General features: G+C 68.0%; 12 protein-coding genes. 7 read left to right on the top strand and 5 right to left on the bottom strand.

The annotated features are described in order from the left end of the window. Positions 1–7: 7 nt before the first annotated feature. The 4 genes from KF745_04325 to ggt form a co-directional block, all read right to left on the bottom strand. The gene (locus KF745_04325; GenBank protein MBX3357635.1) at positions 8–454 is read right to left on the bottom strand and encodes a type II secretion system protein; all 447 of its coding nucleotides are present in this window, start codon (positions 452–454) and stop codon (positions 8–10) included. 113 nt (positions 455–567) lie between these two features. Continuing rightward, positions 568–1,056: a prepilin-type N-terminal cleavage/methylation domain-containing protein gene (locus KF745_04330; GenBank protein ID MBX3357636.1), complete on the bottom strand. Its 489-nt coding sequence runs from the start codon at positions 1,054–1,056 to the stop codon at positions 568–570. A 412-nt stretch (positions 1,057–1,468) separates the two neighbouring features. Beyond that, a complete protein-coding gene (locus KF745_04335; GenBank protein MBX3357637.1) occupies positions 1,469–2,449 on the bottom strand; it encodes a hypothetical protein in 981 nt (326 codons plus the stop codon). A gap of 143 nt (positions 2,450–2,592) precedes the next feature. Further along, the gene (gene ggt, locus KF745_04340; protein ID MBX3357638.1) at positions 2,593–4,392 is read right to left on the bottom strand and encodes a gamma-glutamyltransferase; all 1,800 of its coding nucleotides are present in this window, start codon (positions 4,390–4,392) and stop codon (positions 2,593–2,595) included. Positions 4,393–4,439: 47 nt separating this feature from the next. Here ggt and KF745_04345 point away from each other — a divergent pair, with 47 nt between their 5' ends. The 6 genes from KF745_04345 (at position 4,440) to KF745_04370 (ending at position 10,897) form a co-directional block, all read left to right on the top strand. Further along, the gene (locus tag KF745_04345) at positions 4,440–5,483 is read left to right on the top strand and encodes a ribokinase (protein MBX3357639.1); all 1,044 of its coding nucleotides are present in this window, start codon (positions 4,440–4,442) and stop codon (positions 5,481–5,483) included. A gap of 58 nt (positions 5,484–5,541) precedes the next feature. Continuing rightward, positions 5,542–6,231 carry a CerR family C-terminal domain-containing protein gene (locus tag KF745_04350; protein MBX3357640.1) on the top strand — a complete coding sequence of 230 codons (690 nt, stop codon included), beginning with the start codon at positions 5,542–5,544 and terminating at the stop codon, positions 6,229–6,231. Next, positions 6,228–7,409, top strand: coding sequence for an ABC transporter permease (locus tag KF745_04355; protein ID MBX3357641.1), 1,182 nt, complete (start codon positions 6,228–6,230; stop codon positions 7,407–7,409). Before KF745_04350 ends, KF745_04355 begins: the two co-directional genes overlap by 4 nt. 11 nt (positions 7,410–7,420) lie before the next feature. After that, positions 7,421–8,167 carry an ABC transporter ATP-binding protein gene (locus KF745_04360; protein ID MBX3357642.1) on the top strand — a complete coding sequence of 249 codons (747 nt, stop codon included), beginning with the start codon at positions 7,421–7,423 and terminating at the stop codon, positions 8,165–8,167. 49 nt (positions 8,168–8,216) lie between these two features. Beyond that, a complete protein-coding gene (locus tag KF745_04365; protein MBX3357643.1) occupies positions 8,217–9,305 on the top strand; it encodes an HlyD family efflux transporter periplasmic adaptor subunit in 1,089 nt (362 codons plus the stop codon). 74 nt (positions 9,306–9,379) lie between these two features. Then, on the top strand, positions 9,380–10,897 hold the full coding sequence (locus KF745_04370) for an efflux transporter outer membrane subunit (protein ID MBX3357644.1): 1,518 nt from the start codon (positions 9,380–9,382) through the stop codon (positions 10,895–10,897). Positions 10,898–10,903: 6 nt separating this feature from the next. Here the strand turns inward: KF745_04370 and KF745_04375 are convergent, their stop codons facing one another. Next, the gene (locus tag KF745_04375) at positions 10,904–14,029 is read right to left on the bottom strand and encodes an FAD-binding protein (GenBank protein MBX3357645.1); all 3,126 of its coding nucleotides are present in this window, start codon (positions 14,027–14,029) and stop codon (positions 10,904–10,906) included. Positions 14,030–14,215: 186 nt separating this feature from the next. Here KF745_04375 and KF745_04380 point away from each other — a divergent pair, with 186 nt between their 5' ends. Beyond that, positions 14,216–16,429, top strand: coding sequence for a hypothetical protein (locus KF745_04380; protein MBX3357646.1), 2,214 nt, complete (start codon positions 14,216–14,218; stop codon positions 16,427–16,429). The last annotated feature ends 38 nt before the right edge of the window (positions 16,430–16,467 follow it).

The raw sequence follows: 16,467 nt of genomic DNA on the forward strand, positions 1-16,467 counted from the left end.
CAGCGCACTAACTGCGCGGCAAAGGCTTGTCGTTCACGTCAAAGCCGCCCGCCCAGACCTGGCCGGTGTTCGGGTCGAAGATCCACCCGTACATCGTCTGGAACGCCGCATCCGGTGTCGCATCGGGCACCACCCGAACTTCGCGAGCGTTGGCCCCGCCCACCCAGGCGTTGACCGGGGCACTTTGCAGGTACTCGGTCGCGTCACCGACGATTTCGCCCCAGGTGCCGTTGCCGTCAGACACAGCCGGCATCGAGTCGTTGTTGCGGGCACGGAAAACGCCGACGGTTCGTCGGAGCTTCTGCAGCTCGTTGTAGGTCGCGTTCGCCTGGGCCTCCTGCGTAGCGCTCGTGAACTGCGGGATCACGATTGCGGCCAGAATGCCCAGGATCACGACGACAATGAGGATCTCAACCAGCGTAAAGGCACGTCGCATGGGCAGAACGGAGTGCATCGAACGTCTCCCTTGGGGGCGAGGATCCCCGACACCAGTTCCGTTCTTCAGCAAGCCGGCCGGCCCCGTTTAAAGGGCCGGCCGGTCGATTCACGAGAGACGGCCCGCCGTCATTACGGCATGCCGTACCACTTGTTGGTCTGCTCGTCGAAGCCGACAGCAGCGATCTCGCCGGTCGCGGCATCGTAGAGCCAGCCGTCAGCAACCGCTGCGGGGTCCATCGCCGCGGCGGTGGCGCCGAGCGGGCTGGTGCCAGCCTGCACGGAGCTGCTCTTGTTCCGCGGGTTGATCGGCGCGGTCCGCGTGTAGGGCTGCTGCGCGACGCCGCCGATCGCCGGGGGCTCCAGCAGTTCGGCGAAGCCGTCGCCGAGGTTCGTGTTCGTCGGCGCTGACACCAGGTCCGGCGACGTGCCGTTGTTCCGGACGCGGAACAACTCAACCTGGCTGCGGATCGTCTGCAACTGCGTCTGCACGTTGCCGATCTGCGCCTCCTGGCTCGCGTTCGTGAACTGCGGAATCACGATCGCCGCCAGGATGCCGAGGATCACCACGACAATCAGGATTTCCACCAGCGTAAAGGCCTTCCGAACACGCGTGCGCATACGAGAGTCTCCTTGCAAGATACCGTCCATTCGTCCCGGGTCCTCGGCCACGCCGCCGAGCCTGTCCCTTGCTCGGGCCGCCGGCGGCCCCCCGGTTCGCGACCATCGCGAGCCGGATCGAACGACAGGTCAGGTCACACTCACGCGGCATCACGCGCGCTGCGTGAGCCCGACCGGGCCTGTCGTCCAGTAAAGAAGATCGGAATCGCTCCCCGCCCGAATCAGCGGTCACTGCCCGCTTCGCGTCAAAGGCATCCGGTCACGCCGCCTGCGCTGCCCGCGCGGGGCGAGCCGCCTGTGCCGGATGGGAAAACCACCGCCCGCCATCGTCCCAATAGCAGCACAGCCCGCAGCCCCATCGTGCGATGGGACGTGCGGGCTGCGCCATTGGAGGATGTTTGGTGCTACCGGCTCATGGACCCCCACCCCCTCCGCCGCCCCCACCACCCCCTCCTCCACCGCCGCCGCCCTGACCCCCAACCACAGCGGTCACTTCCTGCGGCGCGAACCCATCCACCTTTGAGATCCCCGTGTCCAGATTCAGGCTGACGTACCGCCGGCCCTTCACCATCGAGACCGTCTGCGACGGCCAGAACGAGTACCCGCCGATCTGCCGCTGCATGTAGTCAGGAGCATTGATCAGGAAGTTCCCCTGGAAGAACCGGATCGAGCCCCCCTCGCCACCGTTATCCTGCCACTGCTCCGGCTCGATCATCGTGATGATGAGTTCCTTGATCCCGTCGACCCGCTGCTGCCGCAGCCGCTCCTGCTCCTCCGGGTTCCGCTGCTGCTGCTGGTCGTCGCGGAAGGGGCTCTGGCCGCCACCGCCGCCCTGGGACTGCTGCAGCACGCCCTGCAGATCGATCTGCGGTGCGTCGTAGTAGCTCGGGATCTCCAGCAGCAGGTCCTGCACGCTGTAGATCACGAGCTTCTTGAACTTGTTGAGCCGGTCCTTCGGGCCGATCTGGATCGCCCCATCCGGCGTGAGCTGCCAGGTGCACTGCTGGAAGTCCGTCTGCGCCTTGTCAAGCACCCGCTCCAGCAGCGTGAGCGCCGGGACATTCGTGACCTTCAGCGTGATCCGCTTGTCCTTGTCCAGCCCGTCCATGCTCGAATCGCGCCACATCGGATCGATCTCGACCCGCGTGACATCCGCGATGAACACCACCACATCCTCGAGCCGCTGGTCGTTCAGGTCGATCGTCACCGGGCGGCTCATCCGCTGCAGCGTGACCTGCCCCGCCGGCGCGTTCGAGGGAAGCACCACCGCCCCACCGCCCGACGGCGCCTGCCCCGCGGCGATCGGCACGCACACAGCCATCCCTGCCGCGCCCGCGACCAGCGCCACCACCAAACGCATGAGCCGGTCTGAACTGGACGGAACTCGTGACATCGTCTGACTCCTTGGCCGCCGCGAAACGGCCGGAACAGTCGCGGGCTGGGGGGCCGTCCTTTCGGACCCGTTCAACCCGACAAAGGTTAGACGCGCAGGCGCCTCTCCGGTTCCTGTCCGCGTCGTCCGCAACCCAATTCCCGCTAGTTTCCCGCGGGGATGCCGCCCTTCCGGGGGTCGCACGCCGCCCGCCACTCTCCACCGGGCTGGGTGGCGACCGGCAGGCCCGACCGGCAGATCACCTGCACGTTCCCGATCGCACCCCCACCCTTCACGCGGTGCCCGAACTCCGTCAGATCGAGGGCCTCGTCCCCTTCACTGCCGCGGGAGCCGCCGGGGGTCCAGTCCTCTTCTTCGACCACCACCACATCGGGCATCCACTGGTGGTGGATCCGTCGACGCTCGACAGCCTCCCCGGCGTCGTTCCCCAAGACCGCCACATTCAGCAGGACCTGCGCGGTTCCGCTGATGATCCGTGGACCGCCCGAGGCGCCGACCACCAGGCTGACCGCCCCACCGGCATCCAGCATGATGGTCGGAGTCATGCTCGACAGCGGCCGCTTTCCAGGCTCAGGACGGTTCCGCACCGATTGGGTGAGCCCGAACGCGTTGGGCTCGCCGGCGCGAGTGAGAAAGTCATCCATCTCGTTGTTGAGGCAGAAGCCGAACCGATCGACCGCCAGGAGCGACCCGAACTCCAGGTTGATCGTCTCCGTGCACGCCACCGCGTTGCCCGCTCCATCGACGACGCAGAAGTGGCTTGTGCCGTGATCCTCGACAGCCCCATCCGCCGTCACGGGCGGTATCGTGCCATACCGCTCGACTGGCAGCGTTCGCTCCGGGTCAAAGGCCACCGCGCGATCCGCGATGTACGCGCCGGAGATCAACCTCGCCGTCGGGACCTCGACGAACTCCGGATCTCCGAGCCACCGCGCGCGATCGGCGAATGCGTGCTTCATCGCCTCCACCAGCGCATGGTCGTACGCGAGGGTCGCCGACCCCATCTCCGTCGCACCAAGGGCTTCGAAGATCCCCAGGATCTGTGCCAGGGCGATCCCGCCGCTCGATGGGGGCGGCATCGTCAGCACTGTTCCGCCCAGGAACCCGAACTCCAGCGGCTTCACGACCCTCACCGAGTACTCCGCAAGATCCGCACGCGACAGAACTCCCCCATCGCTCCGCACCGCATCGCAGATCGCATCGGCGATCGGTCCCTCGTAGAACGCCGCGGCGCCGTACTCCGCAATCAGCCGGAGCGCATCGGCCTGGCCCGGGTTGGTGATCCGGCTGCCACGCCGGATGCGCCCCTCTTGGAGGTAGTGCGTCCACACAAACGCGAACCGCTCCTTCCACTCAGGATGGGACTCAAACTGCTCCGCGATATCGATCGCCGCGGCTTCGTAGTGTGCATCCACTACGAATCCCGTCTCCGCTGCACGGATCGCGGGGGCCAGCACGGTGGCCCTGTCAAGCGTCCCATACCGCTCCAAAGCAAGCAGGAGGCCGGCGACCGAGCCGGGCACCGCGACAGCCCGCCCGCCGTGGGTGCTTGCGGAGTCATCGCCCGTACGCTCGTAGAAGTCCGGCCCAATATCCCGCGGGCACGTCTCTCGGTAGTTGATCGCCTCGGACACGCGGCCCAGCCGCGGATGGTCCGGGAAGTACACCACCATGAACCCCCCTCCACCGATCCCGCACGAATACGGCCGGACCACGGACAGTGCAAACGACGTCGCCACCGCTGCGTCCACCGCGTTTCCTCCCCGGGCAAGGATCTCGGCGCCGGCCCGCGACGCCACCTCATGGTCCGCCGCCACCGCCGCGTGCGGAAACGTCTGTGCGTACCGGCTCGCCGAACAGCCCGTCGTCGCAAGGGCAGGGACAAGGATGAGGAGCGACAGCCCCGCGACGCCGATTCGACTGCCGAGATGGGCCTTCACCATCGGTCCATGGTACAACGTGGGTCGAGAGGAAGGGGACCCCCGCGACCATGAGCACGACTCCGAATCCACCATCGACACCCGCCCAAGCCGACGACGATGCGGTCCGCCTGTGCGTCTTTGGCTCGCTCAATATGGACCTTGTCATCCGCGCGCCCCGGTTCCCAACACCCGGCGAGACGATCGTCGGCGGCAGGTTCGCCCGATTCCCCGGCGGCAAGGGCGCCAACCAGGCAGTGGCCGCCGCTCGTCTGGGCGCAGCGGTCTCCATGATCGGCGCGGTCGGTGATGACGAGTACGGCCGCAAGTTCATGGCGCTGCTAAAGGCAGAGGGTGTATCTACCAGACATATCGCCGTCCGCCCGCCCCCTCCCGCGGGGGCACCGACGGGCGTGGGTGTGGTGACGATCGACGACTCCGAGGACGGCAAGGGACAGAACTCGATCGTCGTCGCCCTCGGCGCCAACATGACCATCACGCCCGCCGAGGTTGACGCGGCAAAGGAAGTCATCAGCCAGGCCGACATGCTGCTCATGCAGCTCGAGGCCCCGCTGGAGTCCATCGCCCACGCCGCCCATATCGCCAAGGACGCGGGCGCCACGGTCCTGCTCAACGCCGCTCCCGCACCCGCACCGGGGACGTTCCCGCCCGGCCTTCTCGCCGACGTTGATGTGCTCATCGTGAACGAGTTCGAAGGGCGGGCCCTTCGCCCGCGGCTCGACCCTGCGGACGAATCCACCTTCGAAGACGAACTCCGCGCCCTCGCCGGCCACGGCCCCCGCTGTGCCGTCCTGACGTTGGGAGATCGCGGCGCCCGGGTCTACTTCGACAAGTCGCTCGCCTCGATCCCCGCCTATCCCGCGGCCAGCGTGGACACGGTTGGCGCGGGGGACGCCTTCTGCGCCGCCTTCGCCTGCCGCTGGGCCTGGCACCAGATCGGCGGCTCCCTGGACGCCCTCAACGTCCACGACGCCGCCTGCTGGGGCTGCGCGGCGGGTTCCATCGCGGTCGCGCGGCACGGCGCCATCCCCTCCCTTCCCACGAGAGGCGAGGTCGCATCTATGCTCCGTGGCGGCTGGGTCGCCTCGGCGTAGGTCCTCCACCCTAGCCGACTTGACTGTATCAAACGTGTGTTTTACACTCTCGTTTGAAATGGCTGTTTTGGATCCAAATACATCGGCTTCGAATCCGGACACCCGCCGGCGCGTGCTCGAAGCCGCGGGCGAGATCTTTGCCCGCGTCGGCTTCCGCGAGGCCACCATCCGAGAGATCTGCACCAAGGCCAACGCCAACGTCGCGGCGGTCAACTACCACTTCGGCGACAAGCAGGGTCTGTACCAGGAGGTCTTCCGGTTCGCCCGGGTCTGCTCACTGGAAACTTACCCGGTGGCTCCAGACGTCCTCTCTCAACTCCCCCCCGACGAGGCCCTTGCCGAGTATGTCCGGACCTTCCTCGCCCGGATCTTCGATCGCGGGCGGCACGCGTGGTTCTCCCGGCTGATCGCCCGCGAGATGGCCGAGCCAACCGGCGTGCTGGACGAGATGGTCCAGGAGCACATCCGCCCGAAGATGGCCGCGCTCGCTCAGATCATCGGCAGGCTGCTCGAAAGGCCCGCATTGGACCCAATCGTGATGCGCTGCGTCGCGAGCGTAATCGGGCAGTGCCTGCACTACTTCCACTCCCGACCGGTCCTCGAGCGGCTCTTCCCGCATATGCGGTTCGAGCCCGGCGAGTTGGAAGCGATCGCGCGGCACATCACCGCCTTCTCGCTCGCCGGGATCGACGCGGCGCCGGCAGTGCCGCTGTCGGCCGCGGACGCCATGATGTGGAGCACGGCATGAACCGCGTAGCCATCAAGATGCTGGTCGGCGACCGGGCCAAGTACATCGGCATCATCATCGGGCTCACGTTTGCCTCGCTGCTGATTACGCAACAGGCGGCCATTTTCATCGGGCTGATGACCCGCACCTTCGGCTTCATCACCGACACGGGTCTCCCGGATATCTGGGTCATGGACCCCAAGGTCCAGTTCGTCGACGACATCAAGCCGCTGCAGGACACGCAGCTGCTCCGGGTCCGGGGCGTCGAAGGGGTGCTGTGGGCGATGCCCCTCTACAAGGGCCTGCTCAAGGCGCGGCTCGACAACGGCAACTTCCAGACCTGCAACGTCATCGGCCTCGACGACGCCACGCTGATCGGCGGCCCGCCCGAGCTGGTGGCTGGCAAACTCGCCGATCTCCGGCAATCCGAGGCGGTCATCGTCGACAAGGTCGGCGCCGAGGGCAAGCTCGCCAAGATGCCGCCCCCGGGACCCGACGGGAAACCGGTCCCCGGCGCCAAGCCGGTGCCGCTGCGGATCGGCGACACCCTGGAACTCAACGATCATCGCGCGGTCGTCGTGGGCATCTGCAACGTCTCTCGGACATTCCAGAGCCAACCGGTCATCTACACGACCTACTCGAGGGCCACCACCTTCGCCCCGCGGGAGCGGAAGCTCCTCTCGTTCGTCCTCGTGAAGGCCGCACCGGGCCAGAACATCCAGGAACTCTGCGACCGCATCCACCGCACGACGGGCCTCGCCGCGTACACCTCCGATCAGTTCAAGACCATCACCTACCAGTACTTCATGAAGTACACGGGCATCCCCATCAACTTCGGCATCGCCGTGACGCTCGGGTTCCTTGTCGGAACGATCGTCGCGGGCCAGACGTTCTACAACTTCACCCTCGACAACCTTCGCCACCTGGGGGCCCTCAAGGCCATGGGCGCCTCGAACTGGCTCCTCCTGCGGATGATCCTGCTCCAGGCCATGTCCGTCGGGCTCGTCGGGTACGGGATCGGCGTCGGGCTCGCCTCGCTGTTCGGCCTGCTCACGGCCAAGACCGAGCTGAGCTTCCGATTGCCCTGGCAGCTGCTCGCGGGCACGGGTGTGGCCGTGCTGTTCATCTGCATCCTGGCCGCCGTGCTGAGCATTCAGAAGGTCATGCGGCTCGAGCCCGCCATCGTGTTCAAGGGATAAACAGGACGACGATGACTCCCGCCACCACACAACTGCAGCAGCCCGCGCCGAGCGCAACCAGTTCTGTTGCCATCCATTGCCGCGGCGTGACCAAGACCTACGGCACCGGGGCCACGCTGGTCACCGCCCTCCGCGGCATCGATATCGACATCCGAACAGGCGAACTCATGATGCTCGTCGGCCCGAGCGGCTGCGGCAAGACCACCCTCATCTCCGTCATCGCGGGGATCCTCGATCGCGATGCGGGCGAGTGCTCCGTCTTCGGCCGCGACTTTTCCGCCATGTCCCCGAGCGAGAAGACGCGGTTCCGCGGCCGGAACATCGGGTTTGTCTTCCAGGCCTTCAACCTCCTCCCCACGCTCACGGCCGCCGAAAACGTCTCCATCCCGCTGCTGATCCTTGGAGAGCCACGCGGACAGGCCCTGCGCCGGGCCAAGGACCTGCTCGACCGGTTCGGCCTCGGCGACCGTGTCGGGGCGTACCCGTCGCAGCTCTCCGGCGGTCAGCAGCAGCGGGTCGCCATCGCCCGCGCGATGGTGCACGAGCCGCGGCTGATCGTCTGTGACGAGCCCACCAGCGCTCTCGACCACGAAACCGGTCACGTCATCATGCGGCTGCTCAAGAGCGCCGCGATGGACGCCAACCGCTCACTGGTCATCGTGACCCACGACGCCCGCATCTTCGGCTTTGCGGACCGCATCGCCAGGATGGACGACGGACACATCGAGCGAATTGTCGGGTCCGTCGACGAACTGTGAATACGACCGCGCCGCCCAGCAAGGCGCGCGGTCTGCAAGGAGCACCGCCGTGATCTTCAAGTACCTCATCCCGCTGCTCGCGATCGCTGGCGTGGCGCTGGCGGTCTACACCGTGCAGAGCGGCAGCAGGCCGCCTCAGGTCGCCGCGCCGGTGGCGCCGCCCGCGACCTCGCCCTTCCCGACCAAGGTCGCCGGCGCCGGCATCGTGGAGGCCGCCACCGAGAACATCGAGCTCGGGACGCCGATCCCCGGCGTCATCACCAGGATCTACGTCAAGGTCGGTGATCGCGTCGAAAGGGGCGCCCCGCTCCTGACCATCGACGACCGCGCCGCACGCGCCGAGCTCGATGTCCGCAAGGCCGCTCTCCTCTCCGCCAAGGCCGCCCTCTCGCGGCTGGAGTCCATGCCCCGCGCCGAGGACATCCCGCCGGCCCAGGCCAAGGTGCGGGAGGCCGAGGCCTCGCTCAACGACCTGAAGAGCCAGTTGCAACTCTGGGAGTCGATCGACGATCAGCGGGCAATTGCAAAGGAAGACCTGAGCAAGCGCCGCTACGCCGTTGAGATGGCCGAGGCACGCTACACGCAGGCCAAGGGCGAACTCGACCTGCTCAAGGCGGGCGCCTGGACGTCGGACATCGACATCGCCCGCGCCGAAGTCGCTTCGGCACAGGCCCTCCTCGATGCGGCACAGACCGAACTCGACCGGCTCACCGTCAGAGCGCCGGTCGACTGCCAGATCCTCCAGGTGAAGGCCCGCCCCGGCGAGTACGCCGTCGCCGGACAGACGACCCCCCCGCTCATGCTCGTCGGCGATACCACCCGGCTCCACATCCGCGTGGACGTCGATGAGAACGACGCGTGGCGGATCCGTCCCGATGCCCCGGCCGAGGGCGCGCTCCGCGGCAACAGTTCCATGAAGACCCCGCTGACCTTCGTGCGGATTGAGCCGTACGTCCTCCCCAAACGCTCGCTCACCGGCGAGAGCACCGAGCGCGTCGACACCCGCGTGCTGCAGGTCATCTACTCCTTCGACCCCAAGTCGATCCCCGTGTATGTCGGCCAGCAGATGGATGTCTCGATCGAGGCCCCACCTCCAGGTAACCACTCCCGCGGCAAGGAGCCCAACGGCGAGGCCTAGCCTTCGCATCCGCCGCTTTTGACCTTCACGCGACCCACACCGGTCCACCTCCGAAACCAGCACGGAATCCGATGATGACCACGCCAACCCGTCGCACCGCGATCACCGTCACAGTCCTGCTCGCCCTCGCCGGCTGCAAAGTCGGTCCCGACTACAAGCAACCCGAAACCCCGGTCACCACCTCCTGGCACCAGGACATGGAGCGGGGTGTCTCCGCAGCCCCCGCCGACCTGAGCCGATGGTGGACGACGCTCGGCGATCCGATGCTCGATCGGCTCATCGAGCGGGCTATCGCCGGGAACCTCGATCTCAAGGTCGCCGAGGCCCGGATCCGCGAGACCCGCGCCCAGCGCGGAGTGGTCGCCGCCGGAGCACTCCCCCAGGTCGATGTCGGGGCCGGCTACCAGCGCCAGGAGCAGAGCCAGAACTCCGCCGCCGGCGACTTCACCCCGTCGGGCGACCCCTTCAGCCTCTACAACGCCGGCTTCGATGCCTCGTGGGAGATCGATGTCTTTGGGCGAGTCGGTCGCCAGGTCGAGTCCGCCGAGGCCGACATCCAGGCCGCCGACGAAGCCCGGCGCGACACCCTCGTCACGCTCCTCTCCGAGGTCGCACGCAACTACGTCGAGGCCCGCGGCTTCCAGACGCGGATCGAGATTGCCCGCGAGAACATCCGGATCCAGGCCGAGTCCGTCGACATCACGACAGCCAGGTACAACTCCGGCCTTACCAGCGACCTCGACGTCGCCCGGGCCGAGGCCCAGCTCGCCGCGACGCAGTCAGCGATCCCGGTTCTCGAGACCGGCTTCAAGACCTCCATCTACAACATCGGCGTCCTCCTCGGCGTCGAGCCGGGGCCGATGGTCGCCGAGTTCGAGAACAGCGCCCCGATCCCCCCTCCCCCCGCGGCGGTCGCGGTGGGCATCCCCGCTGAACTGCTCCGCCGCCGGCCAGATATCCGCCGCGCTGAGCGGCAAGTCGCCGCGGCGAACGCCCTCATCGGCGCGGCCACCGCTGACCTGTTCCCGCGGTTCTCGCTCACCGGCTCCTTCGGCTATTCCAGCAACTCCTTCGGCGAGTGGACCGACTCCACGAGCCGCTTCTGGAACATCGGGCCCGCCGTCCGCTGGCCCATCTTCGAAGGCGGCCGGCTGTTGGCCAATATCAAGGTTCAGGATGCCCGTACCGAGCAGGCCGTCGCCCTCTACGAGAAGTCCGTGCTGACCGCCTACGCGGAGGTCGAATCGTCGATGCTGGCCTACATGCGCGAGCAGTCCACACGCGATGCGCTCGAGCGTGCCGTGGCCGCCAACCGCCGCGCCACGGACCTTGCGAACACCCTCTACGTCCGCGGCCTCGCGGGGTATCTCACCGTCATCGATGCCCAGCGGGCACTCTTCGAAACGCAGGACCTGCTCGCCCGCAGCCGCCAGGCGGTCGCCACCAACCTGATCGCCCTGTACAAGGCCCTCGGCGGCGGGTGGGAGACCTTCGAGCCCAAGCCGGAGGAGGGCGATAGCGGCTCGGAGAGTGGTGGTGACCAGGGCTCACCGTCGCCGGCCGCACCGACGGCAGTGCCTGTCGCGGGCTGATCCGGTTCATGTCGCGGGTGACGCCAGCATCCGCTCCGCAAACTCGATGGGGTGCAAGGCCGCGCGGCCTGTCCCATCGTGGATCTGGTGCCGACACGAGGTCCCCGGCGCGACCACGGTCTCGTCCGCCCCCGCGGCCCGCACCGGCGGAAACACACTCAACTCGCCGATCCGCATCGACAGGTCGTAGCGGTCGGCGGTGTAGCCGAAACTCCCGGCCATCCCGCAGCACCCGCTGTCGAGCACCCTCAGCCGCCCACCGACAAGCCTCCTGAGAAGCCGCTCGCTCGTCCCCACCCCCCACAGCGCCTTCTGGTGGCAATGACCATGCAGGAGCACCCCGGCGCCGGCTTCGGTCATCCCCTTGAACGCCTCCGGGCCGGGCACGGGGTGCCGGTCCCACAGCCGCTCCACAAAGTCCTCCACCAGCATCGCCTTCGCCGCGAGCCGTCCACGCAGCACTGGCGATGACTTGAGCTTGAGTTGCCGCCAATCGTCGGTCATCGCGCTCAGGCACGACGGCTCGACGACGACAATCGCGGCGACAGAGTCGTCCTCGATCGCAGGCCGCAGCATCTCCATGGTCCGATCGGCGGTCTCGATCGCATCCTCCAGGAGCCCCGTCGAGATCATCGCACGCCCGCAGCACCCGCCCCACTGACCCTTGAGCCCCTTGGGGATCAGGTCGACCCCGTACCCAAGCGCCCCGAGCACATGTGCCGTGGCCATCCCGATCGATGGCTCGTTGTACGCCGTGAAGCAGTCGGCAAACAGCACAACCCTCGGCGCTGCCGGTCGCGGATTCTCCGAGACCGCCGAGCCGCGCCTCCGCTCCAGCATCGAGTACAAAGATCGCCGGAACCGCGGCACATCCCGGCGACGGTCGATCCCCAGCACCCGCCGCGCCACCCACTTCGCGAGCGCCGTCGAGTTCACCCAGTTGGCCAGCCCGGGCGTGAGCGAGCCGAGACGGTTCAGCACGCGCACGTGCCCGAACAGCCGGGCCGCAAGCGGCGGCCCGCCCGCCGCGAGGTACCGCTGCGCCGTGTACTCCGCCTTCAGCCGCGCGATGTCGACGTTACTCGGGCACTCGCTCTTGCACGCCTTGCAGGACAGGCACAGGTGCAGCGTCTCCATCGTCCCCGCATCGTCCCACGCGGCGTCGCCCAACCTGCCGCTCGCAGCATCCCGGCCGATCTGCCCCGTAATCGCCAGCCGCAGCGCGTTGCCCCGCCCGCGTGTCGCATGGCGCTCGTCCATCGTCGCGCGGTACGACGGGCACATCGTCCCCCCGCTGGTCTTTCGGCACACGCCCGCGCCGTTGCACATCTCGACGGCCCCGGCGAACCCGTGCTGATCCTCGTAGTCGAAGTACGTCTCGACCGCCGGCACACGCACCTCCGCGCCCACCGGGTTCACCCGCAGCCGCTGCGAGATGCTCTCAACCGGCCCCGCCCCCACGATGTTCCCCGGGTTCAACAGTCCCTTGGGATCAAACAGCCGCTTCACCTCCGCGAACGCCCTCATCAGTTCGGGCCCGAAGAACCGCTCCACCAGCGGCCCCCGCACCTTCCCATCCCCGTGCTCGCCGCTCATGATCCCGCCGCACGCCCGCGCCAGATCCGCCACCTCGACCGCGATCGCCCGCATTATGTCGCGGTCCTTCTCCTCGTGGATGTCGATCATCGGCCGCACGTGCAGCACCCCGACGCTCGCGTGTGCCCAATACGCCGCCCGCGTGCCGTGCCGCGCCACGATCTTCTTGAACTCCCGCACGAACTCCCCCAACCGCTCCACGGGCACCGCGTTGTCCTCGACAAACGTGATCGGCTTGCGCTTCCCGGGAAGGCCGTGCAGCAGCGGCTCCCCGGCCCGCCGCAACTTCCACGCCGACAGCATCGCCGCCTCGTCGCTGTACACCGCCATCCCCGCGAATCCCGCGAGCCCCCGCACCGCCTCCAACGCCCCGAAGCCCGCCGACACCTCCCTCGCCGCCTCCTCCCCGAACCCGAAGAACTCGACGTACAGCGCCGCCCGCGGCTGCCCGCCCCCCTCCTCGCTCGCCCCCGGCAACAGGTCCACGTACTTGCGGTACTCGATGTTCCCCCGCGCCGCCTCCAGCACCACATCGTCCAGCAGTTCCACCGCGCTCAACCCCCGCGCCAGCCCAACTCCCAGGATCGGCGTCACCGCGCCGATCGCCTCCTCCACCGATCCGAACGACACCACGGCCAGCCCGCGCGCCCGCGGAAACGGGTGCAGTTTCAGCCTCGCCCCCAGCGTCACCGCCAGCGTCCCCTCGCTCCCGCACAGCAGCCCGGACAGGTCGAGCGACTCGGCCGTCGCCCCCGCCTCCAACTGGCCGAGGATCAGATCAAGCCCGTACCCCGCATTCCGGCGGATCGTCCGCGGAAACCGCTCGCGGATCAGCCCAGCCAGCGGCCGCACGATTCCGATGACCCCCTCCGCAAGCCGCCGCGCGACCCTGCTCCGCCGCCCGGCTCCCGGCTCCAGCACCACGCGCTCCCCGGTCGTCAGCATCACATCCAGCGCACTCAGGTTCTCGCTCGTCCGCCCGTACCGGATCGACCTCGCCCCCGCCGCGTTGTTCCCGATGCACCCCCCGATCGCCGCCTGGGCCACTGTGGCCGGATCCGGAGCGAAGAACAGCCCTGTCCGCCTCCGTGCCAACTCCCGATTGAGTTCATCAACCACCACCCCCGGCTCGACCTCAACTTCCGCGATCCCTCCCCCCTCTCCCGCCGGCCTGACCTCTCCGATGCCCCGGCACCTCGCGGACAAGTCCATCACCACCGCGTGCCCCGTCGCTTGCCCGGCAAGGCTCGTCCCCCCGCCCCGCGGCAGCAGCGCTACTCCGCGCTCGCCGCAATACCGCACCACCCTCGCCGCCTCGTCGATCGACCCCGGCACCACCACCCCGATCGGCTCCACTTGGTACAGCGATGCATCCGTCGCGTACAGCATCCGGCTGTGCTCGTCGAACCGCACCTGCTCAGAGCGCCCCTCCGCCGCGCCCGGCCCACCGGCCTCGGCCAAGAGCCGTCGCAGATCCGCGCCGATCGTCTCGCGATCCTGCTCCGCCCGGTTGTTCAGCACTCTCAACTGGGACATGGCCGCTCCGTGCACGCCGCCCCGCTCCGCGCCCTTGGCCCCGGGACGAACCGCCGACTATATCGTGCACCGCCATCCGCGTTACACGCGCGTTACGGAACCCTCCACCGCCCCATCGGTCCAAGCCAGTAGACTGAGCGACGTCGCGCCGACGCGCCCGCCCCCCACCTCCACGGAGTGTCCGTCATGCGATCACCCACCCTGCCCAGGCACGCCCGTCGCGTCGCCATCCTGCTCTCACTCGCCGGCCTCGCCCTCTCGACCTCGGCCGCCCAGGCCCAGAACTCCGCCCGCTCCGCCGCGGCGTCTTCGGCCCTCACCGCCGATGCTCTCGCGGACGATTCCCTCCCCATCCGCCGCATCACCCTCTACCGCTCCGGCGTCGGCTTCTTCCAGCGCGATGGCGCAATCTCCGGCGACACCAAGGTGCAGCTCCGGTTCAAGATCGATCAGGTCAATGACATCCTCAAGTCCCTTGTCCTGCTCGATCTTGGCGGCGGCCGGATCGACGCCGTCTCCTACGCCTCCAAGGACCCACTGGACCGCCGCCTCGCCTCCTTCGGAATCAACATCGCCGACAACCCCTCCGCCGGTGAGATCCTCAGCCGTCTCCGCGGCACCCCCGTCAGCCTGACCACACCCGGCGGCCAGGTCTCGGGAACGGTCATGAACGTGGAACGCCGACCCACCGTGTTCCCCGGCTCCCCCGGCTCGCAGACCTCTGTCCACGACCTGCCGTGGATCAACCTCATCACCCCCGCCGGGATCCGCTCGGTCGACCTGACGAGCGTCTCGGGCTTCTCGATCGACGACCGCTCCCTCGCCGACGAACTCTCCAAGGCCCTCGCCGCCCTCGCCGAGTACCGCGCCGAGAACGCCAAGACCGTCGACCTCTCCTTCTCGGGCGACGGCTCCCGGCGCGTCGTCGTTGCCTACGTCCACGAGATGCCGGTGTGGAAGACCTCCTACCGCCTCATCCTGCCGGATTCTTCCGGCTCCGCGGCCATCCACGGCTGGGCGATCGTCGAGAACACCACCGACCAGGACTGGACCGACGTCCGCCTGTCCCTCGTCGCGGGCAGGCCGGTCTCGTTCCAGATGGACCTCTACGAGCCCCTCTATGCACCGCGCCCGACCATTCCCGTGCCGATGGTCGCCGGCGTCATGCCGAGGCAATACCAGCTCGGCGCCAACATGCAGCTGCTCAGTGCGATGGAGCGCGCGGCAGACAGAGAGGTCCTTGCCGACGCCGCCCCGGCTCCGGCGGCGGCCAAGTCCGTTGGCGGTCAACTCTCCAGCAGAGCGGGGAGGGGCTTCGTAAGAGCCGAGAATGAGAAGGAGCTCAGAACGGCCTACGGCGTTTCGCTGGATGACATGAGAACCGGCTCCGCCGCGGCCCAGGCCCAGGGAACCGAGGTCGGCGAGATCTTCCAGTACGAGCTCGCCAACCCGGTCACCATCGAGCGCCAGCGCTCCGCCATGATCCCCATCGTCACCTCCCCCGTTCAGGCCCGGCGCGTCAGCATCTTCAATATCACCGACGGCTCCGACCACCCGATGCGCGGCGTCGAGGTCAAGAACACCACCGACCTGCAACTCCTCCCAGGTCCGATCGCGGTCTTCGAGGGCTCCAGCGGCGGGTCGGGGGAGGGCTCCTCCTCCTACGCAGGCGACGCCGAGGTCGGGCACATCCCCCCCGGAGCCACGCGGCTGCTCGCGTACGCCGTGGACCTCGATGTCCAGGCCATCACCAAGCCCGAGAGCACCCAGACCGTCTCGAAAGTCAGGATCGTCGACGGCGTCTTCGAACAGACAATCAAGCAGCGCAACTCGATCACCTACGCCTTCGACAATAAGGACCTCAAGCGGGCCCGCACCGTGCTGGTCGAGTCCCCGCGTCTGCCAGGCTGGGACCTCTCCGAACCCAAGAAGCCCCTCGAGACCACCCAGAACCTCTACCGCTTCGAGATCCCGTTGGAGCCGGGCAAGACCGGCAGCCTCAGCGTGATCCAGGAGCGCACCGACCTCAGCCGCGCCGCGATCACCTCGTTCGACCTCGCGACGCTCCTCGCCTGGCGGCAGGACGGCAAACTCTCCGAGGACGCCCTCAAAGCCTTCCGCGACGCGGCGGCCCGCCAGTCGCTCATCAACGACTCCGAACGCGCCATTGCCGAGATCGACCGCGAGGTCCAGTCGATCAGCCAGGACCAGGGCCGCATCCGCGAAAACATGAAGACGGTCGACCGGAACACGGACCTGTACCGCCGTTACGCCACCAAGCTCAACGACCAGGAGTCCAGCCTCGAAGCCCTCGCAACACGCAGGGCCGACGAACAGACGCGCCTGGAGCAGCGGCGCCGGGATCTCGCCACCTTCCTCAAAGGCCTGAACGTCGATTGACCCCCTGTCCCTTCCACGCTTCCGCCCTGCTTTGCAAC

It is taken from the genome of Phycisphaeraceae bacterium, from assembly GCA_019636655.1.
Classification (GTDB): Bacteria; Planctomycetota; Phycisphaerae; order Phycisphaerales; family UBA1924; genus JAHBXB01.

What these genes read in the sequence shown, in the direction of transcription:
- KF745_04360 (MBX3357642.1), top strand. Translation starts at nt 7,421, where the DNA reads ATGACTCCCGCCACCACACAACTGCAGCAGCCCGCGCCGAGCGCAACC.
- ggt (MBX3357638.1), bottom strand. Translation starts at nt 4,392, where the DNA reads ATGGTGAAGGCCCATCTCGGCAGTCGAATCGGCGTCGCGGGGCTGTCG.
- KF745_04370 (MBX3357644.1), top strand. Translation starts at nt 9,380, where the DNA reads ATGACCACGCCAACCCGTCGCACCGCGATCACCGTCACAGTCCTGCTC.
- KF745_04345 (MBX3357639.1), top strand. Translation starts at nt 4,440, where the DNA reads ATGAGCACGACTCCGAATCCACCATCGACACCCGCCCAAGCCGACGAC.
- KF745_04355 (MBX3357641.1), top strand. Translation starts at nt 6,228, where the DNA reads ATGAACCGCGTAGCCATCAAGATGCTGGTCGGCGACCGGGCCAAGTAC.
- KF745_04350 (MBX3357640.1), top strand. Translation starts at nt 5,542, where the DNA reads ATGGCTGTTTTGGATCCAAATACATCGGCTTCGAATCCGGACACCCGC.
- KF745_04380 (MBX3357646.1), top strand. Translation starts at nt 14,216, where the DNA reads ATGCGATCACCCACCCTGCCCAGGCACGCCCGTCGCGTCGCCATCCTG.
- KF745_04335 (MBX3357637.1), bottom strand. Translation starts at nt 2,449, where the DNA reads ATGTCACGAGTTCCGTCCAGTTCAGACCGGCTCATGCGTTTGGTGGTG.
- KF745_04375 (MBX3357645.1), bottom strand. Translation starts at nt 14,029, where the DNA reads ATGTCCCAGTTGAGAGTGCTGAACAACCGGGCGGAGCAGGATCGCGAG.
- KF745_04330 (MBX3357636.1), bottom strand. Translation starts at nt 1,056, where the DNA reads ATGCGCACGCGTGTTCGGAAGGCCTTTACGCTGGTGGAAATCCTGATT.
- KF745_04325 (MBX3357635.1), bottom strand. Translation starts at nt 454, where the DNA reads ATGCACTCCGTTCTGCCCATGCGACGTGCCTTTACGCTGGTTGAGATC.